The sequence below is a fragment of the Streptomyces sp. So13.3 genome, assembly GCF_005860785.2.
In the GTDB taxonomy this organism is placed as follows: Bacteria; Actinomycetota; Actinomycetes; order Streptomycetales; family Streptomycetaceae; genus Actinacidiphila; species Actinacidiphila fildesensis.
Window position 1 is genome coordinate 152659 of the sequence record NZ_CP048835.1, and the last position, 22609, is coordinate 175267.

26 protein-coding genes and 2 pseudogenes are annotated in these 22609 nt (G+C 69.5%); 15 read left to right on the forward strand and 13 right to left on the reverse strand.

Translation table 11 applies throughout. The features are described from left to right. The first annotated feature begins 47 nt into the window (after nucleotides 1-47). From C8250_RS00735 to C8250_RS00760, 6 genes and pseudogenes are all read left to right on the forward strand, one after another. Entirely contained in the window at nucleotides 48-353 is a 306-nt protein-coding gene (locus tag C8250_RS00735) for a CU044_2847 family protein (RefSeq protein WP_138357044.1), read from the forward strand. Nucleotides 354-1310: 957 nt separating this feature from the next. Continuing rightward, nucleotides 1311-3962, forward strand: a complete 2652-nt coding sequence (locus tag C8250_RS44665) for a tetratricopeptide repeat protein (protein WP_138357043.1) — start codon at nucleotides 1311-1313, stop codon at nucleotides 3960-3962. Between the two features lie 55 nt (nucleotides 3963-4017). Beyond that, the gene (locus C8250_RS44395; RefSeq protein ID WP_269770873.1) at nucleotides 4018-4149 is read left to right on the forward strand and encodes a hypothetical protein; all 132 of its coding nucleotides are present in this window, start codon (nucleotides 4018-4020) and stop codon (nucleotides 4147-4149) included. Between the two features lie 74 nt (nucleotides 4150-4223). Further along, nucleotides 4224-4859 (forward strand): VOC family protein, encoded by a 636-nt coding sequence (locus C8250_RS00750; protein WP_138357042.1) that lies wholly within the window; start codon nucleotides 4224-4226, stop codon nucleotides 4857-4859. Between the two features lie 87 nt (nucleotides 4860-4946). Beyond that, nucleotides 4947-5084: pseudogene (locus C8250_RS00755) on the forward strand (transposase); the annotation flags it as partial. A 74-nt stretch (nucleotides 5085-5158) separates the two neighbouring features. Then, nucleotides 5159-5335 (forward strand): hypothetical protein, encoded by a 177-nt coding sequence (locus C8250_RS00760; protein ID WP_187145372.1) that lies wholly within the window; start codon nucleotides 5159-5161, stop codon nucleotides 5333-5335. Between the two features lie 1707 nt (nucleotides 5336-7042). On the opposite strand, the gene C8250_RS00765 is transcribed toward C8250_RS00760, so the two are convergent. From C8250_RS00765 to C8250_RS00785, 6 genes and pseudogenes are all read right to left on the reverse strand, one after another. Then, a complete protein-coding gene (locus C8250_RS00765) occupies nucleotides 7043-7261 on the reverse strand; it encodes a hypothetical protein (RefSeq protein WP_187144671.1) in 219 nt (72 codons plus the stop codon). A gap of 635 nt (nucleotides 7262-7896) precedes the next feature. Then, nucleotides 7897-8508, reverse strand: a complete 612-nt coding sequence (locus tag C8250_RS43155; protein WP_244808927.1) for a zinc-binding dehydrogenase — start codon at nucleotides 8506-8508, stop codon at nucleotides 7897-7899. Nucleotides 8509-8686: 178 nt separating this feature from the next. Beyond that, nucleotides 8687-8881, reverse strand: a pseudogene (locus C8250_RS43160) (quinone oxidoreductase); the annotation flags it as partial. Between the two features lie 38 nt (nucleotides 8882-8919). Then, nucleotides 8920-9888, reverse strand: coding sequence for an alpha/beta hydrolase (locus tag C8250_RS00775; RefSeq protein WP_244808928.1), 969 nt, complete (start codon nucleotides 9886-9888; stop codon nucleotides 8920-8922). Beyond that, nucleotides 9885-10175: a YciI family protein gene (locus C8250_RS00780; protein WP_138357055.1), complete on the reverse strand. Its 291-nt coding sequence runs from the start codon at nucleotides 10173-10175 to the stop codon at nucleotides 9885-9887. Before C8250_RS00780 ends, C8250_RS00775 begins: the two co-directional genes overlap by 4 nt. Nucleotides 10176-10221: 46 nt before the next feature. After that, nucleotides 10222-10629, reverse strand: a complete 408-nt coding sequence (locus C8250_RS00785) for a nuclear transport factor 2 family protein (RefSeq protein ID WP_138357039.1) — start codon at nucleotides 10627-10629, stop codon at nucleotides 10222-10224. 343 nt (nucleotides 10630-10972) lie between these two features. On the opposite strand from C8250_RS00785, the gene C8250_RS00790 reads away from it, so the two are divergent. The 8 genes from C8250_RS00790 to C8250_RS00825 all read left to right on the forward strand — a co-directional run bounded on the left by C8250_RS00790 (nucleotide 10973) and on the right by C8250_RS00825 (nucleotide 17280). Further along, on the forward strand, nucleotides 10973-11275 hold the full coding sequence (locus tag C8250_RS00790; protein WP_138357038.1) for a 4-oxalocrotonate tautomerase family protein: 303 nt from the start codon (nucleotides 10973-10975) through the stop codon (nucleotides 11273-11275). A gap of 32 nt (nucleotides 11276-11307) precedes the next feature. Next, entirely contained in the window at nucleotides 11308-11742 is a 435-nt protein-coding gene (locus tag C8250_RS00795; RefSeq protein ID WP_187144672.1) for a heme-binding protein, read from the forward strand. 64 nt (nucleotides 11743-11806) lie between these two features. After that, nucleotides 11807-12640, forward strand: a complete 834-nt coding sequence (locus C8250_RS00800) for an alpha/beta hydrolase (protein ID WP_138357036.1) — start codon at nucleotides 11807-11809, stop codon at nucleotides 12638-12640. Nucleotides 12641-12795: 155 nt separating this feature from the next. Next, on the forward strand, nucleotides 12796-13074 hold the full coding sequence (locus C8250_RS00805) for a WhiB family transcriptional regulator (protein WP_138357035.1): 279 nt from the start codon (nucleotides 12796-12798) through the stop codon (nucleotides 13072-13074). Nucleotides 13075-13160: 86 nt separating this feature from the next. After that, the gene (locus tag C8250_RS00810) at nucleotides 13161-13496 is read left to right on the forward strand and encodes an STAS domain-containing protein (protein ID WP_187144673.1); all 336 of its coding nucleotides are present in this window, start codon (nucleotides 13161-13163) and stop codon (nucleotides 13494-13496) included. Between the two features lie 52 nt (nucleotides 13497-13548). Further along, nucleotides 13549-14385 carry an alpha/beta hydrolase gene (locus C8250_RS00815; protein ID WP_138357033.1) on the forward strand — a complete coding sequence of 279 codons (837 nt, stop codon included), beginning with the start codon at nucleotides 13549-13551 and terminating at the stop codon, nucleotides 14383-14385. A 391-nt stretch (nucleotides 14386-14776) separates the two neighbouring features. Then, nucleotides 14777-17095 carry an AAA family ATPase gene (locus C8250_RS00820; protein WP_138357032.1) on the forward strand — a complete coding sequence of 773 codons (2319 nt, stop codon included), beginning with the start codon at nucleotides 14777-14779 and terminating at the stop codon, nucleotides 17093-17095. Next, nucleotides 17062-17280 (forward strand): helix-turn-helix transcriptional regulator, encoded by a 219-nt coding sequence (locus C8250_RS00825; RefSeq protein WP_187144674.1) that lies wholly within the window; start codon nucleotides 17062-17064, stop codon nucleotides 17278-17280. The genes C8250_RS00820 and C8250_RS00825 overlap by 34 nt, the downstream gene beginning before the upstream one ends. A 279-nt stretch (nucleotides 17281-17559) precedes the next feature. Here the strand turns inward: C8250_RS00825 and C8250_RS44400 are convergent, their stop codons facing one another. The 5 genes from C8250_RS44400 to C8250_RS00845 all read right to left on the reverse strand — a co-directional run bounded on the left by C8250_RS44400 (nucleotide 17560) and on the right by C8250_RS00845 (nucleotide 20839). Further along, entirely contained in the window at nucleotides 17560-17691 is a 132-nt protein-coding gene (locus tag C8250_RS44400; RefSeq protein WP_269770875.1) for a hypothetical protein, read from the reverse strand. Between the two features lie 143 nt (nucleotides 17692-17834). Further along, complete coding sequence (locus C8250_RS00830; RefSeq protein ID WP_244808929.1) at nucleotides 17835-18539, reverse strand: restriction endonuclease; 705 nt, start codon at nucleotides 18537-18539, stop codon at nucleotides 17835-17837. Next, nucleotides 18536-18739, reverse strand: coding sequence for a hypothetical protein (locus C8250_RS00835; RefSeq protein ID WP_138357029.1), 204 nt, complete (start codon nucleotides 18737-18739; stop codon nucleotides 18536-18538). Before C8250_RS00835 ends, C8250_RS00830 begins: the two co-directional genes overlap by 4 nt. Nucleotides 18740-18788: 49 nt before the next feature. Next, nucleotides 18789-20117, reverse strand: coding sequence for a hypothetical protein (locus C8250_RS00840; protein ID WP_138357028.1), 1329 nt, complete (start codon nucleotides 20115-20117; stop codon nucleotides 18789-18791). Between the two features lie 182 nt (nucleotides 20118-20299). Next, complete coding sequence (locus C8250_RS00845) at nucleotides 20300-20839, reverse strand: ATP-binding protein (protein WP_138357027.1); 540 nt, start codon at nucleotides 20837-20839, stop codon at nucleotides 20300-20302. A gap of 213 nt (nucleotides 20840-21052) precedes the next feature. Here C8250_RS00845 and C8250_RS00850 point away from each other — a divergent pair, with 213 nt between their 5' ends. Next, nucleotides 21053-21601, forward strand: coding sequence for a GNAT family protein (locus C8250_RS00850; RefSeq protein ID WP_232486208.1), 549 nt, complete (start codon nucleotides 21053-21055; stop codon nucleotides 21599-21601). Between the two features lie 82 nt (nucleotides 21602-21683). Here C8250_RS00850 and C8250_RS43165 read toward each other — a convergent pair whose 3' ends face one another. Both C8250_RS43165 and C8250_RS43170 read right to left on the reverse strand, forming a co-directional pair. After that, nucleotides 21684-21887 carry a hypothetical protein gene (locus C8250_RS43165; RefSeq protein WP_232486209.1) on the reverse strand — a complete coding sequence of 68 codons (204 nt, stop codon included), beginning with the start codon at nucleotides 21885-21887 and terminating at the stop codon, nucleotides 21684-21686. Nucleotides 21888-21973: 86 nt separating this feature from the next. After that, the gene (locus tag C8250_RS43170) at nucleotides 21974-22267 is read right to left on the reverse strand and encodes a transposase family protein (RefSeq protein WP_306665067.1); all 294 of its coding nucleotides are present in this window, start codon (nucleotides 22265-22267) and stop codon (nucleotides 21974-21976) included. Between the last annotated feature and the right edge of the window lie 342 nt (nucleotides 22268-22609).

A 22609-nucleotide genomic window follows, 5' to 3' on the forward strand; every position in this document is an offset into this window, starting at 1 on the left:
GGCGAGACTTCACTTCGGATGGGCAAGGGCACATATGAGGGGGATCCATGGGACAGCCGGCACTCGTGCGCACCGGGACGACGGAATTCTTCGTCGAACTCGCGGAAGGCAGCGGTCCGCAGACCGTGGGCATTGCGGACGCACTGTCCTTCGACGGGGTCCGCGGTACGGTGGAGGCCATCGGCGACCAACTCGCCGCCGCCTGGGACAGGGTGCGACCCGATGAGGCGACTGTGGAGTTCGGGCTGAACCTCACCGCGAAGTCCGGGAAACTGACCGGCATGCTGATCGAGGGCAGCGGGGAGGCGGCGCTGCGGATCACCCTCACCTGGAAGGCCGGAAGCCGGCCCTGACCGGTCGGGGCCGCGCGATGTACACACGCGTCGAATCGCGGGAGTTGCGCCGCTGTGTCGTCAGGATCGACACCGTGGACCAACTGCTGTGCGGCACCGGGTTCTTCGTGGCACCCGGATGGGTACTGACCTGCGCACACGTCGTCAAGGACCAGGCGGCGGTCAGTGTGGTCACGGACGCGGGCATCAGCGCGCACCCGGTACAGGGCACCGTCGTGGCACGGTCCGCGCCGAAGGGGGCCGGCGCGCTGTGGCCCTTCCCCGATCTGGCCCTGATCCGCCTCGACGCCGCACTCGACCACCCTTGCGTCCTGCTCGAAGCCGATGATCCGCTCGGGGAGCAGGAGTGCCAGACCTGGGGCTACCCGCCTCGGGAATACGGCCTCGACCCGCCCGGCTCTCCCGCCACCTTCCGTTTCGAGGGAGTGGAAGGCGACGGCTACCTCCGGCTCAAGGCGGGACAGGCCAGACCGGGGCTGTCCGGGGCGCCGCTGTTGTGCCCCGAGCGCCGAGCGGTGGTCGGCGTCGTATCGGCCTCCCGGAACATCGACACGGATCTGGGCGGTTGGGCGTCGCCCGTCTCCGCGCTCTTCGACGGCGGCCCCGGCGTGCCGGCGGACCTGCTCGCCGCCGGCCGGCGGATACGCGGCCTCAACCGCGCCGCCGTCCTCGCCGACCGGACCGCCTGGCACCGTGTCCTGCCGGTCGCGGACTGCGCCACGGCGCTGGAGCGGCCCTGGGCGCCCTTCACCCGAGGTCCGCGCTCCAGTCCCGCAGATCTGCTGCGCAGCGACTTCGCGGTGGTCCCGTATCTGTTCCGCGACGCGGAACTCGACGCTCTGACCGCGTGGTGCCGGGCACCGCACGCGATGTCGGTGGTCCAGGTGGCCGGGCGCGGAGGCGCAGGCAAGACCCGCTTCGGCCTGGAACTGGCCGCCCGGATGGAGCGGCAGCTGGGTGAGCGGGCTGTGGAGACGCGACAGCGCTCCAGCCGATCTGGCGCGGCTGCCACTCCCCCGGTTCGTGGTGATCGACTACGTCGAAGCCGTCGGCACGCCAGAGTTCCTGGCCCTGCTGGAAGCCCTGCGCCACGGCGCGACGGACATCGCGCCGGTCCGTGTTCTGCTGCTGACGCGCACCGGTACAGGTCCGTCGGCCGACACCCTGGCGAGGCTGGAGGAGGACGCGCCCGCACCGTTGCGGACGATCCTGTCCGAGGCCGGCGACAGCGCCACGGCCGCTGGGCACCTCACCGGCGAGCAGCGCCGGACGCTGTACCAACAGGCCGCTCACGCGTTCTCCCGTGCCTGGCACGCACCCGGCGGCCCGGTCGTCACGCCACCGGATCTGGACGACGCGCGCTACGGGCTGCCGTTGGAAGTTCTGTTCGAGGCGCTGGACCGCGTCCTTCGCCCGGATACCGAACCGGGGGCGGGGTCCGTCGGGGGGCCGGGCAACGAGGGACTTCCCGTGGACCGGATCCTTCGCCATGAGGAGCGCTACTGGGCGGCCACCGCGACCGCCGCCGGCGTGCCCTGGCTGGACGGTGCCTTGCGCCGCCGCCTGGTGGCGGCGGCGACACTCGCGGGCGCCGCCGACAGCCGGCAGGCCCACGCGCTGACCGCCCTGGCCGCGGCGCGGGAAGGCGGCTCGGGCCCGGAGAACCGGGCGCTCGTCGGATGGCTGGCAGGGCTCTACGAGGGACCCGCGCTCCTGGTCCCGTTGCGCCCCGACAAGTTGGGCGAAGCACTGGTGGCCGCGGTCCTGCGCGAGGACCTGCGGACGGGCCCGCCAGCGGACCTGGACAAGGCGCTGTTGACAGGTGTGCTGGGCCTGGACGCCGACGGCCAGGTCGTCCATGCGCTCGATGTGCTCGCCCGGCTGGGGACGGCGGACGGCGAGGTCACCACCTCGGTGGCTCAGGCGCTGGCTGCCCGGCTGCCCGCGCTCGCCCGGCGCGCCGAGCGAGCCGTGCAAGCCCCACCGACCGGGTCCGGCGACGTGTCGCTGCTGCACGGCCTGCTGCGGCTGGTCGGCGCCGAGCTGCTGGAGCGGATCTCAGCGGCCACCCGGTCCGCCGACGACAATGCGCTGCCCGACCTCGCCGCCGCCCTCCTGCGCCTCGGAGATCTCGCCAGGTCCTACGGACGCGGCGAGGAGGCCGGCCGGCTGTACCGCCAGGGCACGGCTCTCGGCCGGGACCTGATCCGCGATCACCCGGAAAACACCGGCCACCAGCGGGACCTGGGGGTGCTCTGCAACCGGCTGGGCGACACGGCCCGAGCCGCCGGGGACCGCAGTGAAGCCGCCAAGTGGTACCAGGAGGCTCTGGGCATCGCCGAGGGTCTGGTGCGGGCGACACCGTCGAGCCCGGTCCACCAGCGGGACCTGGCCGTGTGCTGCGACCGGCTCGGCGAGCTCGCCCGGTTGGACGGCCAGTGGTCCACGGCCGAGCGGCTGCACCGTAAGGCGCTGGCCACAGCACGCAGGCTCGCCACTGCGGAGCCGGGCGACGCCTCGGTGCAACGGGATCTGCTGGTCGCCTACAACCGGCTCGGGGATCTGCTGTCCGGCACGGAACAGCCGCACCAGGCCGCCGAGATGTACCGGCAGGCGGTCATGATCGGACAGGAGCTGGCGCGGCGCGCACCCGACAGCACCGTGCACCTGCGCGACCTGGCGGTCTCGTACAACCGGCTGGGCGATCTGGCCCGTGCCGAAGGCGGCCTGGACCGGGCCGCCGCTCAGTACCGCCAGTCCCTGCGGATCCGCGAGGAACTCGCGCGCACGGAACCCGAGAGCGCCGCCTCCCGCCGCGATCTGGGCCTGTGCTACGCCAGGTTGGGAGATCTCGCCCATGCCTCGCATCAGGGCGAGGAAGCGGCGCGCCTGTACCGGAATTCCTGGGAGGCGGCCTACACGCTCGTGCGGGACGAACCGCAGAACACGACCTATCAGGAGGATCTGACCGCCGTCCGCAAGCGTCTGGCGGCGCAACTGCGGGACCTGGACCAGCGCGCGCCGGGCGACGAGACCGGCGACGACGCGATGAGCTGGGCTGACCTGGCTCGTATGCTCCGGGAAAGCGCGGGAGAGGCCGACGGCGTGGACCTGGATGACGACGTCCAGGACATGTTCTTCGCGGAGCTGGGTTACGACTCGCTCGCTCTGCTGCAGGTGGCCGGCGCGACCGGCATCGAGTACGGACTCTGCCTGGACGACGATGCGATCGCCGAAGCGGACACCCCGCGCAGCCTGCTCGCCCTGATCAACGCCACCGCCGCCGACCTCCGCCGTACGTCGCGGCGCCCCTCGAACCGGAGAGCCGCGAACTGGAGAGCCGGACGTCCCGTCTCCGTCTCCGCCCTCCGCTCCTGGGTGGTCGGCTGGCTGACCGGCAACCTGGGGCTGAGTTCCGCGCAGATCGACCTCGGCGACACCTTCTCCGCGTGTGCGGGCTTCGACTCGATCCGGGCGCTCGATCTGTTCGACGACATCGAGATCGTTTATGGCGTCTACGTAGCTTTCGACTCCGGCTGGGGAGAACTCACCATCCGTAAATTCATCGGCGACCTCCACGCGGACGTGGCACGGCATCAGCAGCGCTAGAGCCTGTCTCTTGGAAGTGCGGTGCGCAGGGTGCTGCATGCCGGATCGAAATCTTGTGGCAGCAGCGTTCGCCCCGCAGCGGCTGATCGAGCGGGTCGTGGGCCTCGACGAGGCGGCAGCGCTGCCGCCTGGCTTCGACCGGGCCTCCCCCGCCGGGATGACGACGATCGATCCGCTCCACGGCTGAATCCACGGCGGACGCGGCCGGGGTGGCGGGCGTGGCGTCGGGATTTGTACGGGTTGTCGGGTGATGATGGCGCCGTGCGACTTGATCACGTGTCCTACGCGGTGGCCCGCGACAGCTTCGTCTCGACCGTCCAGCGGATCGGATCGGCCCTCGGCGCCGGGTTCGTCGACGGCGGCGTGCACCCGCGATTCGGCACCCGCAATTTTATTCTCCCGCTGAGCGGCGGCACCTACGTCGAGGTCGTCACCACACTCGACCACCCCGCCGCCGACCGCGCACCCTTCGGCCAGGCGGTCGCGCGCCGCGCCGCCGAGGGCGGCGGTTGGCTCGGTTGGGTGGTCTCCGTCGACGACATCGCCCCGGTCGAGACCCGCCTCGGCCGCACCTCGGCCGAGGGCCACCGCGTCCGCCCCGACGGGTTCGACCTGAGGTGGAAGCAGATCGGCCTGCTGGAACTGCTGGAGGACCCGCAACTGCCCTACTTCCTTCAGTGGTCGGTCCCCATCGAGGAGCGCCCGAGCGCCGACCCGCGCACCTCCACCACCATCCACGGGGTCTCCATCGCCGGCGACGCCGCCTCCATCGCCGAATTCCTCGGCGAACCGGCCGACCACCCCCTCGACCAGATCGACGTCACTTGGGTTGAGGATGAGGAACCGGGCCTGGTCTCGGTCGAGTTCGCCACCGCCCACGGCCCGGTCACGATCTGACCAGGGCCCGACTGCTCCGCGGGAGCAGCCGGCCGGGATCTCCCGGCTGGCGCGTGTCGATTTGGTGGATTGGTCAGTTGATCGGATGTGTCTGCCCGATCAGTGATCACTGATGCGATGTGGAGCCGGATCGAGCCGCTGATGCCGGCTGATCCGGTCCGTGGACGGCGGAGGGCCGATCACCGCCGAACGCTCGAGGCCATCGCGTGGCACCGCTACGAGACCATGGGCACCCCGGTCTATCCCGAGCCGCACACAGGGCTGCTGCCTTGCTGCACTCATTGGTCCGTGTCCCCGAGATGGAGCACAGCAACCTGCTGTACGCAGCCTCGGTCGCGGTGGCCTACCTCACCGCCAGCGGCCAGCCCGTCAAGGTCACCGCAGCCGAGGCCGGCGACCTCGTCGATCATGTCGACCACGGACAACTCGACGTCCGCCAGGCAGCCGCCGTCCTGCGCGGTTGGACCCATGCCTGACCTGCAAGCACCTCATGGGTGCCCACGGTGGACCTGCGGTGGTACCTAGCGAGCCCAATTTGGGGCATCCTGCCATCACGGCGAACAGCACCCCCAGGCGCGCGGCGGTCCGTCAACTTCGAGGCCGCCTGGTGCCGACCACCAACTAGTCGGGCCTTCATGGCGCATCGGCAGGACCAGGATGGAGAAGTGGGGGCCTGAACTCCAGTCCCGGCGACCCGGGGAACCCCGCTCCAGAGCCGAACCCTGAGCCTGAGCCCGGCGATGAGTGACGCGCCGGCGATCGGGGAGGTGGCGCACATCGCGGACCGGCTCCGGGTCCAGTGTGCGCAGGAGCTCGACGCACGCGAGAGCGGGTACTTCCATCAACGCGCCTGGCTGCGCACCGCCTTCCTGACGGTCCCCAGGGAGAACGTCGTCCCGGAGCAGGTGTGGTGGCCCCACCCCCGGGACGATGGCCTGCACCACGTCATCAACCGCGGCCAACACCCCCGCGCCTGGATCAAATCTGACCTCGCTGGGAAACAGGCGAAAGGACTGGGGGGACGCGTGGAGGGGCCCTGGTGCCATGGCACCAGGGCCCCGAAGGACGGAAAACACCACCTGCCGACCCCAATACTGCGCCGGCCTACTGTGTCCGCACCCGACCGGTAATCAGTCGGGGGTACGGGGATCGCTGATGCGTGACCGGAGACCACCTCACTATCGATGTCCTGCGGTACCCGGGCCCACTACTTCGCCCGGGCGATCCTGATGGCGCTCAACCCCTCCGTTCCCTCTGGATCAATCACTTGCTCGTTCGGTACTGCGCACTACGGGTGATACGTACTGCTGGTGGCCTTCACCGCACCACCGTCCGACAGCCAGCCCCGTCGCCCGTACTGCAACTGCCCTGGCTTAGAACCCCACTGCCGAACCCCTTGGCACGCGCGCCCGCAGCCCGACGCCTTCACCAAGAGAACTTCATGCCACTGCACTGCTGGTACTGCCGTACAGCTGTGTTGCGGGTACTGCTGGTGGCCTTCACCGCACCACCGTCCGGCAGCCAGCCCCGTCGCCCGTACTGCAACCGCTCTGGCTTAGAACCCCACTGCCGAACCTCTCGGCACGCGCGCCCGCAGCCCGACGCCTTCACCGAGAGACCACTTGTGTACTGCGCTGCTGGTACTGCAACCGCATCTGGTACTGCTGTCCTGCGTGATGCGGTACTTCGGGTACTGCGTGTCAGACCTGCACGTGCCGTACTGCGTTACTGCGGTCCTGCGCGGCGGCCCCTCCCGGGGCGGCCCGGCCCGGCAATCAACCCTGCGACCCACCAGCACTGCACTGGCCGCCGGATTCCATCACCGTGCCACACACTCCGCGCGGCAGTTCGTGTCTGCCGCGCCCTGCTTCCTTCTTGACTACGACCAGAACACTACCCACACCCGGAAGCGAATGTCTACTTCACACGCGATAGGTTTTCGCGGCACTGCCCGATAGGCATTCTGTCGCCCACTCAGCGACACCCCCGGTCGCGACACGGCACGGAAAGGGCAGGAGAACCGCATGAGACACGACCCCTCACCGCCCATCCCGCACACGGACATCTGCGACGTGTGCGCCCGGCGGCTCACCGACGGGTGCCGCCTGGCCGTCGTCCGGGACTCCTCCGCTGTTCACGCCCGCGACCCGGCACGTGACGGCCTGCGCCTGATCGCCACCTGCTCACCCGAACACCTCACCACCCTGCAGGATGAGTACGACCAACGGCCCTTCATCCCCGAGGAGCTGTGGGCCGGAAAGATCCTGCGCGCCCTGGCGCAGCAGCCCGTCGGGATCACCGGCGAAGCCCTGTCCGCGGCGACCGGGCTGGACGATCTGCAGATCCAACGCACCAGGGCATGGCAGCAGCACCACGCCCGGCGCATGCAGCGCTCCGAGCACCCCCCCACGATCCTCCGAGGGGTGACGGTTCTCGATTGCCGGCTGGGGGTTGTAGCAGGTGGGTATGGGGGCCGCCCTTCGAAGCCTTGGCAGGCAGGGGCCGCGGCTCGCCCCGCGACCATCTCGCGGGCCTGGGGTCCGAGTAGGAACGGCCCAGGAAACCGGTGTTGCTGTCAGAAGTTTTGACAGGTCGTGATCGGGGACGAGTGACGCGGACGTGGTACGAGGAGAATGCGCGGCGCGCTGGGCGCCGGCGAAGCTTCCTGATCGTCCTGGACGAGACGCGTGAACTCACCGAGGACGAGGTCGACGACCTGCTCGGCGACGACGGCCGCCGGCCGGCCGGGCCGAGGAGGATGACTACGAATGGGTGCGCTGATCAGCGCACCGTCAGGGCCCCGCGCGTGCGCGTCGCCGGTGCAGACGATGGCGTTCTCGCCGGGGACCGGGGTCTCAAAGCGGGTCGAAGAAGTCGTCCAGGGCTCCGGGGGTGGCGGTGAGCGCGTTGGCGCGCCGCCGCGGGGTCGGGCTTGTGGGCGGGGCCCTGTGGTTCCCGTCGGCGCCCGTGACGCCGAGCCCGGTAGCGCACTGGTCGCGCTACCGGGCTCTTGTGCGCTGGCCGACCGGGTGCCGGGTCAGATCTCGATGTCGACCACGATTTTGGCGTGTGCCGAGCCGTCCTCGACGGCGGCGTGGGCCTGGGCGACCGTGTCCAGGGTGTAGCGGCGGGGGTCCAGCAGCGGCTTGAGCAGGCCCGCGTCGGCCATGGCGGCGGCTTGGCGCAGGATCTCGCCGTGGTGCTCGCGGCCGCGGCCGGTGAGCATGGGCAGCAAGGTGAACACCCCTGAGTAGGTCGCGCCGCGAAAGGAGAGCGGAGCCAGGCTGTGGCTTCCCCACCCGAGGGCGCTCAGGACGTGGCCGGTGTAGGTGCGCACCGCGGCGAAGGAGTCGTCCAGGACGGCGCCGCCGACGGTGTCGAAGACGATGTCGAAGCCCTCGCCACCGGTGTGTGCGGTGACATACTCCTGCACCTCGGTCGTGGCGTAGTCGATCGCGGTGGCTCCGAACTGCCGCACGAGCGCGGCGTCGGTCGCGGAGGCGGTGGCGAAGACCTCGGCGCCGCGGGCGCGGGCGATCTGCACCGCGACGTGACCGATGCCGCCGGCGCCGCCGTGCACCAGGACCTTGTGGCCGGTGCCGACCTGGGCCCGGTCCACCAGCCCCTCCCAGGCCGTGACGACGGCCAAGGGCAGGACCGCGGCCCCGCAGGGTCAAGGTGGCGGGCTTGTGAGCGAGCAGTCGGACGTCGGCGGCAACGTACTGGGCCAACGATCCTTGGAGGTCACCGACGCCGCCGCTCAGGCCGTAGACCTCGTCGCCGGGAGAGAACCCGGTCGCGCCGGGGCCGACCTCTTCGACGGTGCCGGCCAGGTCCAGGCCCAGCACCGCGGGCAGCACCGTACGGGCGTGCGAGGCCAGGCCGGCGCGGATCTTGGTGTCCAGGGGGTTCACGCCGCTGGCAGCGATCTTGACCAGGACCTGGCCCGGGCCGGGTACGGGTTTGGTGATGTCGGTGAGGTGCAACGAGGTGGCGAACTCGGTCAGTACGGCTGCGCGCATGGTCCTGGTCCTTCGGTAGGTCACGATGGAGGCCACCGTTATGAGGAGCGGTTGGGCTGGGGGCGGGCCGTTGGATCGGGCAGGGCCAGGTCGAGGACCGCGGCCGCGAACGCGGCCGGGCACTCCTGGGGGAGGTTGTGCCCGGCATGCGGCACCCGCAGGTGCTCGCGCGGGCCGGTGAGGTGCGCGGCTGAAGCGGAGCCGTCGGTGGCGGGAAAGTTGCCGTCCGCCTCCCCGTCCAGCGTGATCGTCGGCACGGTGATGGCAGGCTGGCGGGCGAGCTGCCGCTCGAGCTCCTCGTAGGACGGGTCTCCCGGCGCCAGCCCGAGCCGGTGCCGATAGGAGTGGATGACCACGTCCACATAGTCCTCGTTGAAGAAGGCCCGGGCGGTGCGGTCCAGGAGCGTGTCGGCGAAGTCCCAGTCGGGCGGGTTGCGCCGCCAGATCACCTCAGCGATGTCGCGCCGGTTGGCGGTCAGGCCGCGCATGCCGCGTTCGGTGGCGAAGTAGTGGAAGTACCAGAACCCGGCTTCCAGGTCGGGTCGCAGGGGCCGGCCCGCGACGCTGATGTCCTGGATGAGGTAGCTGTTGACCGACACCAGCCCTGCACAGCGCTCGGGCCATAGCGCGGCAACGACGTTGGCGGCCCGCGCGCCCCAGTCGTAGCCGGCCAGCACCGCGCGCGGCAGGCCCAAAGCGTCCAGCAGTTCGATGACGTCGGCGCCCAGTGCCGCCTGCTGCCCCGACCGCGCGGTGGCAGGGTCCGCGAAGCGGGTGGGGCCGTGGCCGCGCAGGTAGGGGACGATGATCCTCAGGCCGGCTGCGGCCAGTTCCGGGGCGACGTCGACGTAGCTGTGGACGTCGTAGGGGAATCCGTGCAGCAGCAGGACGGCGGGGCCCCGGGCAGGGCCGGCCTCGTAGTAGGCGACCTCCAGGACACCGGCCCGCACCGTGCGCGAGGTGCCGAGCCCGGCAGGTCCTGCGGAGGTCGCCGCTGCGGGGATCACGGTTGCAGCAGCCACTGGGACTCGGCGCTTGCGCGCGAGGGGCGCCAGTCGATGACCGTGTGCGTGGCCACCTTGTTCCTGCCGAACGGGTCCCGGGCCAGGATGCGGCCCAGCTCCTCTCGGTCATTGGCCCTGGCCAAGATCAGGCCGCCCGTCCTGGGGTCCTGGCGGCCGGAGGCGATGAAGTGCCCGGCTGCGAAGTTCTCCTCCAGCCAGGTGTTGTGGGCCTCCAGGTGGCGGTCGATCTCGTCGAGCGGAGCGGTGTAGTTCAGGATCACGATGAACATGGTGTGCACGGCCAATCATCAGAACGGAGCGGTACGGGCCATGGGGTCAGGCGGGCTGGACCCGGGCCCAGAAGTCGTTGAACTCGACGCTGTCGAAGAACGCGACGGCGCTGACGATCCGGTGTTCGCGCATGGTCAGGAACCAGGCGTAGGTGTTGTCGTAGCGGGAGCCGTCACGCACGGTGGCGCTCGCGTCGAACAGGGCGACCACGGTGTCCCCGTCGGCGTACAGCGCCCGTACGGATGGCACCAGCGGGCTGCTCAACCGCGCATTGAACGGGGTGATGACCGTGTCGATGAACGCCGCACGGGTGGGGTAGGTGGCGGAGGCGACGCTGTTGCCGACGATGGTCCAGTTCGCGTCCTCGGCCAGGAGGTCGAACACCCCTCCCGTGCCGGCGGCCCAGGCATCGAACGCCTCCGCGACCAGGTGCTTGTTGGATTCCTCGGACATGGGATCTCTCGTTTCGTCGGTGAGGTGTTCGGCGGCTGCGCCGTCCCTGACCATGGTCGTCGCAGCTCCCGGGCCGTGCATGAGTCATCCGACCCGGCTTTCTGCACCGAAACGCCGATGAGCGCCCGCGGGTGCCGGTCCGATGCCGCCAATGGCGAGCGCACCGCCCGCGGCGCGGCGGACTGGCCTGCGGCGGCGATGACGTGGAGTGACCGCGGGGCCGCACAAAGAGCCCGCTGCAGTCAGGTCGGATGACTGATGCGGTGTGCGGGCCTGCGGGATGAGGATTCAGTTGTTCCCGCCGCTCGGCGGGGCAGCCCCATCGCATCCTTAGGAGCACCTCATGCCGTTCGTCAACGTCAAGCTCGTCGACGGAGTGTTCACCACGCAGGAGAAGCACGACATGGCCGCCGCCCTGACCGAGGTCATGGTCAAGTTCGAGGGATCCGAGGCCTTCCGCGAGATCGTGTGGGTCCTCATCGAGGAACTCCACACCGACGGCTGGCACATCGGCGGCAAGCCCTTCGCCGGTCCCGCCACCCTCCTGGACACCCTCGGCCGCTCCGCAGCCACCTACCAGACCATCGACGGCCACCCCGTCACCCGCCCCGACCTCGCCAAGGCCGCCCCCTACACCGGCAAGTAGCACCACCCGGCACCACCTGAAGGGGAATGGCCATGCCGCTCACACAGATCTCACCGGTCATCCTGACCCTTCGCGACGCGGCCACGGCTACCGCCGCAGGTGTCGACAAGGCCACTGAGCTCGGGGTTCCGTGCACCTTCACGGTCCTAGACGGCGGCGGCAACACCGTTTTGGTGACCCGGACGGACGGTGCGGCGCTCGCGTCCATCGACACCTCCGGGGCCAAGGCCCGCACCGCGGTGTACTTCGGCGCCGCGACTGCGGACCTGGCCCCGGCGGTGCAGTCCGGCGCCCCGCTGTCGTCGATCCAGACCGCCACCGCGCTCCCGCTGGCCTTCGTCGCCGGCGGCGTCCCGATCATCGACGCCGCCGGGGTCGTCGTCGGGGCGTTCGGCGCAGGTGGCGGATCACCCGCCCAGGACCACGAGGTCGCCGCGTTCGCGGTCCAAGCCCTGCGCCGCCCCTGACCCGGCAGCTATCTCCGCAGCGCCGCCCCGACACATCCCATCCCTCCGAAAGGGAAGCAGCGCCATGCCCTACATCACGGTTGCCAAGGAAAACACCACCGACGTCGACCTGTACTACGAGGACCACGGGCAGGGCTCGCCCGTTGTGCTGATCCACGGCTACCCGCTGGACGGCAAGTCCTGGGAGCTGCAAATCCCAGCGCTCCTCGCGGCCGGGCACCGGGTCATCACCTACGACCGCCGCGGCTTCGGTCAGTCCAGCCAGCCCACCACCGGCTACGACCTCGACACCTTCGCCGCCGACCTCGATGTGCTGCTCGACGTGCTGCGCCTCAAGGACGTCGCCCTGGTCGGCTTCTCCATGGGCACCGGCGAGATCGGCCGCTACATCGGCACCTACGGCACCGCCAACCTGCGCAAGGTCGCGTTCCTCGCACCCATCGAACCGTTCCTGCTGCAGACCCCCGACAACCCCACCGGCCTGCCCGCCGACGTGTTCGACGGCATCATCGCCACCGCGCAGAAAGACCGGTACGCCTGGTTCACCAACTTCTTCAACGACTTCTACAACCTCGACGTGAACCTGGGCACCCGCATCAGCGAAGAGGCGGTACGCAGCAGCTGGAACACCGCCACGACCATGTCGCCGTTCGCGTCCTCGGCCGTGGTGCCCAGCTGGCACACTGACATGCGCGCCGACATCGCCAAGATCGACGTGCCGGCACTCATCCTGCAGGGAACCGCCGACCGGATCCTGCCGATCGACGCCACCGGGCGGGTGTTCACCCAGGCCGTGCCGGCCGCGCAGTACGTCGAGATCGACGACGCCCCCCACGGGCTGCTGTGGACCCACGCGGAGCAGGTCAACACCGCACTGGTGGACTTCCTCGCCGCCTGACTCCGCGTGGACGGGCAGGTGACGGCCGCTGCCGCCACCTGCCCGTCCACGGCCCGCCCGCCTCCTGTCCCCAACTGGGCAGCCACGTCGAGGGCAGCAAAGGGACAGGCGCACAACACCCGATGAAGCCCCTGGCTGAGGAGAAGAAATCAACCATGCGCGCCAGTCCCCTCGTTCCCCTGGTCAACGTCTGGCAATGGCAGGCCGACGCCGCCTGCCAGGGCATGGCATCGGCCGTGTTCTTCTCACCCCCCGGCGAACGCGGCCACCGCCGACGCAGGCGCGAACAACGCGCCGTCGCCGTTTGCCAGGACTGCCCGGTCCTTAACAGGTGCGCCGCGTTCGCCCTGAACACCCGCCAGCTATCCGGGATATGGGGCGGCCTGACCGAACGCCGGCGCAGGATCCCGCAGCCCGCGTCGAGGGCCGCGTGAGCACAGCCGATCCGCTTCCTGCAGGGAACTGCCCTCGTCAACCCGCCCCGGGGCTTTGGATCACCGGGCAGCGCACCTCGAACAGCGTGACCTTGCGCGTGGGCGGTGAGATCGATCTGGATACCGCACCGGTCCTGGAAGCCGAGATCTACGCCTGGCTGCGCTGCCCACCGGTAGCCGTCACCGTGGACCTCAGCTCCGTGACCTTCATCGACTGTTCCGGACTCAACTCATTGCTGCGCTCCCACGCACGCGCGGCACGCGAGCACACCACCGTCCGCATCGGACCCGTGAGCGCCACAATGGACCGCTTCCTCACCCTGGTGTGCGCCATGCACCCACTGCCCGACGACCTGTTCCAGAACCACGGGCAGCCCGTACCAGCCACGGCCCCTGCGCTTCTGGCCCTCAGCATCACCTGAGCTGACCTCCCTTTGACCCACTGGACCCCACCACCTTCCGAGGAGATCCGCCATGTCCGTCCGCCGTCCCCGCCTGCACACCCTGCTCGTCACCGCCGCCGTCACGGCTGCGGCCAGCCTGTCCCTGACCCCGCTGGCCTCCGCCCAGACCACCCCCGCAGCTTCGAGCACCGCCGCCAAGCCCACGGTGGTGCTGGTGCACGGCGCGTTCGCCGACTCCTCGAGCTGGAACGGCGTGGTCAAGCGTTTGCAGCACGACGGCTACCCGGTCATCGCTCCGGCCAACCCGCTGCGCGGCCTGGCCCAGGACTCCACCTACATCGCCAGCGTCCTGGCCAGCGTCAAGGGCCCGGTCGTCCTGGTCGGCCACTCCTACGGCGGCGCCGTCATCTCCCAGGCCGCCGCGAACGACCCCCAGGTCAAGGCCCTGGTCTACATCGCCGCACTCGTCCCCGACACCGGCGAGAACCTCGGCGCGCTGGCCAACAAATTCCCCGGGACCAACGCACTGAACCCCTCCCTGCGCCCCATTCCCTTCAGCAACGCCGACGGCACCGGCGGCTCGGACCTGTACGTCGACCCCACCTTGTTCCGCTCCGTGTTCGCGGCCGACCTGCCCGCTTCACAGACTGTTGTGATGGCCGCCGAACAGCGCCCCATCGCCGCCGCCGCATTCGCCGCCTCGCCCACGGCCGCCGCCTGGCACACCATCCCGTCCTGGGCCCTGGTCGCCAAGCAGGACCAGGCACTGGGCGCACCGGTGGAGCGTTTCGAGGCCCAGCGCGCCCATTCACACACCATCGAGATCAGCAGTTCCCACGTCGCCATGATCTCCCACCCCGGCACCGTCACCCACCTCATCGAGGACGCCGCCACCACCACCCGCTAGGCCACGGCCTGAAACGACCCCCCGGCGGGAACGGGCGGCCGTCCCCAGGACGGCCGCCCCACGCCGTGGCCGCATTGCAGCATCAGCTGCGACACCGCGAGCCGAGACAGACTGCGGACCGCCGCCTATAAGACCCCCTGCGAGTTCGTGGATCAGTACGAGGCGGAACGGCGTCCAATAGAATCGGGACAGCAAGGGATGCATCGAACAGAGAAGATGATCATGAATAGGTCCCGCCGACCCGCGTCTCCGCGGACCCGGCCAGGTCCGCTGCTCGCGTTCGACGCGTTCGGCCAGCCCGCTGCGCACTCGGCCCGCCGAGGGATCCCGGTACCGCATTGCCGCATTCCCTGAGGTGACAGCACCCGCATTCGGAAAGAGGCACCTTCGCATGAGCGCAGAGCATCCGGGAACCGGGGATCGCAGCGCCGCGCCCAGTCTGACCGGCCGGTCCAGCGCATTGGACCTCATCAAAACGGTGATCGACGACACCGCCCGGCTGGGCGGCTCGTTGACGCTGTTCGGTGACCCCGGTGTGGGAAAGTCCGCTCTGCTCGATGCTGCCGCCGATCTCGCCCAGGCCGGCGGCATGAGGACGTTGCGGGCCGCCGGCGCCCAGTTTGAGGCCAATATCGCGTTCGCCGGCCTCAACCAGCTCCTCGTGCCGCTTTTCCCCCTGTTCTCCGACCTCGACCCGGACCACGACAGCGCCCTCCGCGTGGCTCTGGGCTTCGGCGAAGGCGCGACGCCCTCGCGCATCCTCATCTCGACCGCGGCCCTGTCCGTCCTGCTGCTCGCCGCACGCGAACAACCGCTGGTCGCCATCATCGACGACGCCCAGTGGCTCGATGACGCCAGCGCCGACGTCCTTTCCTTCGTCGCGCGGCGGGTCGCCGGAACCTCTGTGCGCATGCTTTCGGCAGTCCGCACCACCGGGCAGCCCCTGCACACGCGCGGGGACGTCAACAGCCTCACCATCCATCCTCTGGACGACGCGCAGTCCGAAGCCCTGCTGTTCGCCCGCCACCCGGACCTGGCCGAGCACATGCGCCGGCGCATCGTCTCCGAAGCCCAGGGCAACCCGCTCGCCCTCGTCGAGCTCCCAACAACGCTGACGCCGGACCGGTACCCCACGGCGGACACCCTTCCCACCGTGCTGCCACTCACCGAGCGACTCACCCGCATCTTCACTGCCCGCATCGCCGCGCTGACGCCGCAGACCCGGGACCTGCTCCTGCTGCTCGCCCTGGACGGCTCGGGCCAGGTCCTGTCCGACGAGCGCGTAGTGGGACCCGATGCCGCCACCCAGCTCGACCTCGCCGAACGTGAGCGCGTCATCACCGTCGACAGCCGACACTCGGTTGTCTTCCGTCACCCGCTGGTGCGCTCCGCTGTCGTCGAACTGGCCCGACCGGAGCAACGACGCCAAGCCCACCGGGCCCTTGCCAACTGCCGGCACTCCGATCCGGGGCACCGCGCCTGGCACCTCGCCGAAGCGTCCTTCGGCCCCGACGAGGAGGTGGCCACTCTCCTGCAGCACGAGTCGATCCAGGCCCTTAAACGCGGCGACCCCTCTGCGGCCGTGGCGGCGATGACCCGGTCGGCCGATCTGAGCCCGGATCCCGAGCACCGATCCCAGCGCCTGGCCGGCGCCGCCTACTTCGCCGCCGAGGTGATGGGAGACCTGCAATCGGTCTCGCAACTGCTCAGCGACGCCCGGCAGCTGGACGCAGGAGTCAGCTCGCTGGCGACCGCGTCAGCCGCGGCCTCCCTCATGCTGTACTCCGACGCCGACGTCATCTCCGCCTTCCGGGTCCTGACCACCGCCCTGCAAGCCCCTGGCCTGGAGCCGACCGCGGAGGAGATCAACGCCGCGATCTGGGTCCTGTCGGTGATCGCCTCCCTCAACGGCCGCAAGGAGATGTGGGACCCCTACCTCGAGCTGGTGGAGAAGTACCGCGGCAAACTGCCGGAAGGCGTGCTCATCCGCTCCGAGGTCGTATCCAATCCCGCCCTGGTCTCCCCCCAGGCGCTGCACACCTTGGACCAAGAGATCGCAGCCCTGACCACCGAGCTCGACCCCGGGCAGATCATCCGCGTGGGGTATGTGGCCAATGACGTCGACCGCCTTGCCGACCTGCGCGAACCACTGCTGCGCGTGTGGCAGGACGCCGCCCGTACCGGAGCCGTCGCCGCCGTCACCAACGCGCTCATGCTGCTGTGCGCGGAAAGCTACCTCGCCGGACGGTGGGACGACACCCAACGCTTCGCCGAGGAGGGACTGGAGCGCGCCGAATCCTACGGGTACGTCAACTTCGTCTGGTTCCTGCACTACAGCAAAGCACTGGCCGCAGCCGCCCTCGGACAACAGGAAGAAGCCGAGGAGCCCCTGGAGGAAATGCTCGCCTGGTCGATCCCCCGTCAGGCCTTCATCGTGCCGCAGCACGTCTACCGCGTACGAACCCTCGCAGCGATCGGACGCGGCGACTACGAGACCGCGTACACCCAGGCGACCAAGATCAGCCCCCACGGACTGGAACCCGGAACCGCCCGGCAACTACAACTCTTCGTCGCCTACGACCTCGTCGAAGCCGCCGTACGCGAAACGAACTCGGGGCAACCGGCATGTCCCGCAGGCAGGCCGACACGACGGACATACTGCTCACTCCGCAGGAGTTGCAGATCGCCACACTCGCGGCCTCGGGGCTGACCAACAAAGCGATCGGCGAACGGCTGCACCTCTCCGCCCGAACGGTCAGCGGACACCTCTACAACGTCTTTCCGAAACTCGGCGTCACCGCCCGCGCCGGCTTGCGCGACGCACTCACCACCCTTGCAGCGCAGGAGCACCCGTTGCCAGGTGCCATGGTGCGCCAGGATCCCGACGGCCGATAGGCCGTTGAGGCGCTGCCTCGCCCAGGACGCCGAGGGCCGGGCCCGCGACGCCCGCGCAGCAGCCGAGGCACTGGCCGCCGAATGCGGTGATTCCCCGCCAGCGCCCCGCGCCGTGTGAGGCATAACCAAAACGGGGTTCGTTCGCCCGATCGAGTACGCCCCGCACACCCGTACCGCGATATCCTTTTCTCAGAAACGTTCCTTTCCCGGAGCAAGCTGCGGACCGGTGTGACCTTGCCGACCAACTCTTGTTCCCCGGGGTCCGGACGGGCCGCCTACCTACCGGCGCCTTCCGCTCCAGCCCGCCCAGGGGAGCATCAGTGCACCGCCTGCCATACCGGCGGTCACCGTGGCAGCCAGTTCCGCCGCGTCCCGCCACCAGCGTCCGAGCAACAGGTGCATTGCCGCCATGCCGACCGATGCTGTTCCGACCATCAGCAACCCGATCAGCACGACCCTGCGCAATCCTCGCCCCCTCCCAGCCCGCTACCCGTCGGCGCCCTCTCAACGCCGGTACCGGGCGAGGCAGTGTCCAGGCGGGCAGACGCGTCTGCCTACCCGGTGACCTGCGGTTGACGGCGCATCCGTGTGCGGGTGCGGGCGGGGATGCGGAGCACCTTGTGCAGGGAGGTGCCGTGCTCGGCCCACTGGCGGAGTTTGTCGCGGTCGAGCCAGTGGACGTGGTTGATCTCGCCCCAGGTCTTGGCGTCGCGGGTGAAGCCGCCGTTGGTGACGACGAACGCGATGTCGGCGCCGTGCACGGGTCCGGCGGTGCCCTTGACCTCGTACATGGTGCGCGAGACGACCCGGCCGGCGACGGTGGTGTGCTTGCACTGCGCGACGAACACCCGCCCTACCGGGTCCGTGCCGACCGCGTCGGCGGCTTGGTCGCCGCGCTGCCCGACATGCCGAGCAGCGATCCCGTCACGGATCATCAGGTCCCGCACCGCCAACTCGAACCCCGTCGGGTCCAAGGCGTCCAGCTCGGCCAGCGTCAGGCACAGGTCCTTCAGGCGCAGCGCCCGGGCGCGGTGGGCAGCTTGTCGCCGGGCCCACAGCACCAGAGCCACCGCGGCGGCTGCGGCGGCCAGGGCCGGCAGCAAGTACCAGGCCCGCACCAGCGCCCCGAGCGCGGCGCGGACCAGCTGCAGCACGATCAGGAAGCCGAAGAAGCCGGCGATGACGGCGGCGATGCGCTCGTTGCGGTGGCGTGGCGGCGGCGGCAGCAGCGCCCGCCAGCGTGTCCAGCGGCGGTTCACCGGGCGGCGGCCGGCTGGGCGACGGTCGGCGTCGGTGTCGGGGTGCTGTTGGTGTCTGTGCTGGTGCTGAAGCCGCCGTGCAGCGCCCCCCATCCCAGGACGGCTGCGACCGCGAAGCCGATCCACTTGCTGCTGCTCTTCGCCCCACGGGTCGAGTTGTTGACCCAGTGGCCGCGCCGGTAGTGCTTGCCTTCGGGCATGAGGAGTCCCCCTCCACGAGCGGGCCGCCCGGTGCGGCCCGTCTCCCTTTCAGATGTAGCAGCGGCAACCGACAACAACCGGTGGATCATTACTCAAAAGGCCGCATTCGAGCCAGAGCGTGCAAACCGTTCCGGGCCATCGACCTGCGGGCATAGGGCGCCGGACACGAGGCACGGGTAGGGATTGCGCCAGATTTCGGGGCAGGCCGCGACGGCGGCGGCCGGCGGCGATGATCCGCGCGCCGTCCGGGGCGTCCTGGCCGACCGGCACCGTGCCGGTCACGATCCGCGGGCGCTGTGCGAACCCGCCGATCCCATAGAGCAGGATCGAGCGGACCCCGCGGGAGGCGAGGCGGGCGGCTTCGCGGCCGCGCTCATCGCCGTGCAGTTCTGCTTTGCCCCGCAGCAGCGACCAGGCGTCCTTCAGCTTCTTCGACCACGCCTTGAGCGGGTCGCCGGATTGCCACACCAGGCCGTCGAGGATCTCGATCCGCCACGGGGCGATCGGGTTGCGCAGCGCCAGGTTGACCTCCGCTCCCCCGGCCCACGTCACGCACGAGCCGCCGCCCTGCGACGGGTACTCCCACGCCCGGTCCCCGGCCGACGGTGCCGGCAGAATCCCGACGTGCTCCCACCTGTCGGGGACCGTCACCCGCACCTGCCAGTGCGACGGCGCGAACAACGCGTTGACCTTCTCCTTGTCCGACATCGCCGCGAACGTAGCGGCGGTGACCCGACGAGGGGTGCCGACGCCGGAGGCCCAGGCGTGCTTGGCGTAGGCGAAGGTCCGGTCCAGCTCGATCAGGCGCGGCAGCTGCTCGGGCACGTACGGCGGCAGGATCAGCTCCGTGCGGCCCTGCCCGGCCGTGACATGCATGAGGCTGCGGATCTCCTCGGACATCACCGGGTAACCGTCGGCCCACTTCGCACCCGTCTTCGCCGGGATGGTGCGGGTCCACAGGTCACGGCCCGTCTGGGACGGGGAGCCCATCACCGTCACGTCCGACCAGAGGATTTTCAGGGCCTTCCACAGCTCCACGAACGCGTCCCGCACGGTGGCCGGGTCAGCGTCGCCGACCTCGAACCACTCCCCCACCGAGCGGATCTCGGTGTACTGCTCGCCGCGCTGCCACCGGCCGACGGGGTTGCGCGGGCGGACCAGGTGCCCGGCCATCCGGTCCCTGCCCCGCGACGCCTCCACCCTCCAGCCCTCCCCGGGTGGCGCGTTCAGCCACGCAGCGACCGCGTCGCGCAGGAACGGGTAGCGGGCGGCGTCGGCGCGCCACGGGTCACCGGCGGTGATGTAGATCCGCTCCACCGTGGCGGGCAGCACCGCGTACACCGCGGCCGGTGCCTGTGTCTGATGCTGACATGCCAAGAGGAGGGTTTTCGGCGAGACGGACGTTGAGCACGTTGTGGCGCCAGTAGCGAGGGCGGGGAGAGAGTTGGGTAGTGGCCCGGCGGCTCATTTTGAGAGCCGCTGATGGTGAATGTGCCAGCTCGCAAGGCTCCTCCCCCGTGATCTCAAGACTGTCACTCGAACGATCGGGGCCCGCGGCCTCACGGCCAGCCAACTGTTGCGATAACGGCGGCAGCGACCTCGGAAATGGGGAGTGTGGTGGCATCGACGGTGAAGTCATCGACTCCTGCCCCGTCGAGGATCCCGGCCAGTTCACTGGATCTCTTCAGGTGCCAATGCAGCGCTTCAGGCTCGTTCTCGTGGCGGCGGGAGAGTCGCTGGTGGACCACCGGCAGTTCGACCTGGAGCCGACACACCGAAAGACCGATACCGACCGCGTCGCCGCACTGCTTCCGGTCGTCCAAGTCCTCGACCACACCGGCCAGGACCATCCGGACCGCACCAGCGGCGAGGTAGTTGCTGGCGATACTGTGCAGGTTCTGCAGCATCATGCCGAAGTTGAAGCGGTCTCCCGGTGCCGCCGGCCAAGACCGCCTCAGCCAGTCGAGGTCGATAACGGCATTCGGCACCCCGGACTCGGTGAGAAGACCGCCCACTGCCTCTGCCACCGACGTCTTGCCGACGCCGACGGTGCCGTTGATCAGGAGGGCACGGGGTTCCAGAGGACTGTCGGCATACATGCCCGGAACCCTACGGCCTGGCGTGACTGGCGAGCTGTGCAGGTCAAGGGCTTGTCGTTTGGCGCCTATTTTCACAGCTGCCGTGCGTATCGCCCGCCTCAGGATCCGAGCAGGTGGTGAGCTCGGGCACTGCAGCCGAGGCCACGGGGGGGGAGAGCTGCCAGCCGGCAACCTGGCGGTTGTGCTGCTGGGCGGGCTGCGTAGGGTTCCTCGATGTCTTCCACCATGTCTTCCACGACCTATCTTGCGCAAGGGCCACGGGTAGCTATCCGCCACGTCTGTCGCCAAGACTACGAGGAGCTCGAAGGGCTGGCCCGCGAGAGCTCTGAGATGCTGCGGCGCTGGCTGTCGGCTCGAGACTCGTCCTTCGAAGCCTTCGAGACTTACCTCGGTCGGTTCGAGCAATCCACTCACGAAGGCTTCGTAATTTGCTTGCAAGGCACTGGCGCGATCGTTGGCGGTGTCAACATCAACAACATCGTCCGGGGCACGATCCAGAGCGGGACTCTGGGGTATACCGCCTACGCATCCACGACCGGCCACGGTTATATGACCGAAGGGCTCGGACTCGTCATGCAGTTCGCCTTCGGCACGTTGGAGTTGCATCGGCTCGAAGCGAACATCCAACCTGAGAACACGCCGTCGTTGAACCTGGTCAAGCGCCTTCGCTTCGTGCGGGAGGGTTACTCGGCCGACTTTCAATTCATCAACGGGGCGTGGAGAGACCATGAACGTTGGGCCATCACAGCGGAGATGGCCTGATCGGAGCAGGGCTTCGAAGGAGGAGATTCGACGTGCCTTGCCGGCGTTGTGGTGGGCTCACGTCGCTGGTCGAGCTGACGGCTCATGACGGCGGTGAAAGGATCGATGCGGTTCCGCAGATCAGGGGCCCCTCCATGGCGGTGGTGAGGACCAACGCCGGGTTGATCAGTCCCGTGCCGTGCTCGACGCGGATGCGGCGTGAGGAGTGGGCCTTGCGCTGGCATTCGTGGATCTCTTCGTACCAGTGCGGTGCGTTCTTCTTGAACTTGCGGTGTGGCGGTGTCACGACGCGTCCGCCTGCCGCGGGACGCAAGGACCGGGAGAAGTTCATCTCCGGCAAGAACAAGCAGAACGCCGTCAAGTCCATGGTCCTCACCGACGCCGACGGCACACCATTGAGATGGCGCAGCCGCGCGTCGCGAGCAGGGGCCGCACCTCGCCGATGGCGCGGGTGATCGTAGAGCCGTCGACACCGAACCAGCAGGCCAGAACATTGTGAGTAGCACCGTGGCGAAGGTGATGGAGGGTGACCAGCAGTGGTCGATGAAGACCAGCCTGTACTTCGCCCCAGCGCCTACAGCCCAGCCTTGCGACGAAGGCGCGACACCAACGCCAACTGGTGCCGCTCGTGCCACACCGGGCCGATCTCAGCAACGAGTTCAGCAATCACGTCAGGCGACAGCCCTGTGACCCGATGACTCCGGAGGATCGCTGCACGCGCTCGGTTGCCCACCACACGAAACATGATCAACGATCAAGATCCCGACGCGCCAGTCCCAACTATGCACGAGCTCGTCATCTGACTGCGGCGGCCTCCGCCAGCTCGCCCCGGCTCAGCCGCTTCTCACCCATCGCCCCGAGTGCGGTGGGCTATAGGGTCTCGGTCCCCGCCGAGGGGAACCCTGGCCTGCGGCGCCCGCGGGTCAGCCCTTGCTGCTGTGAGACGCCAGGCGGCTGGTGCGCTGCGGCCCAGCGGCCACCGCACAATCTTCGGGAGTCCACACAACC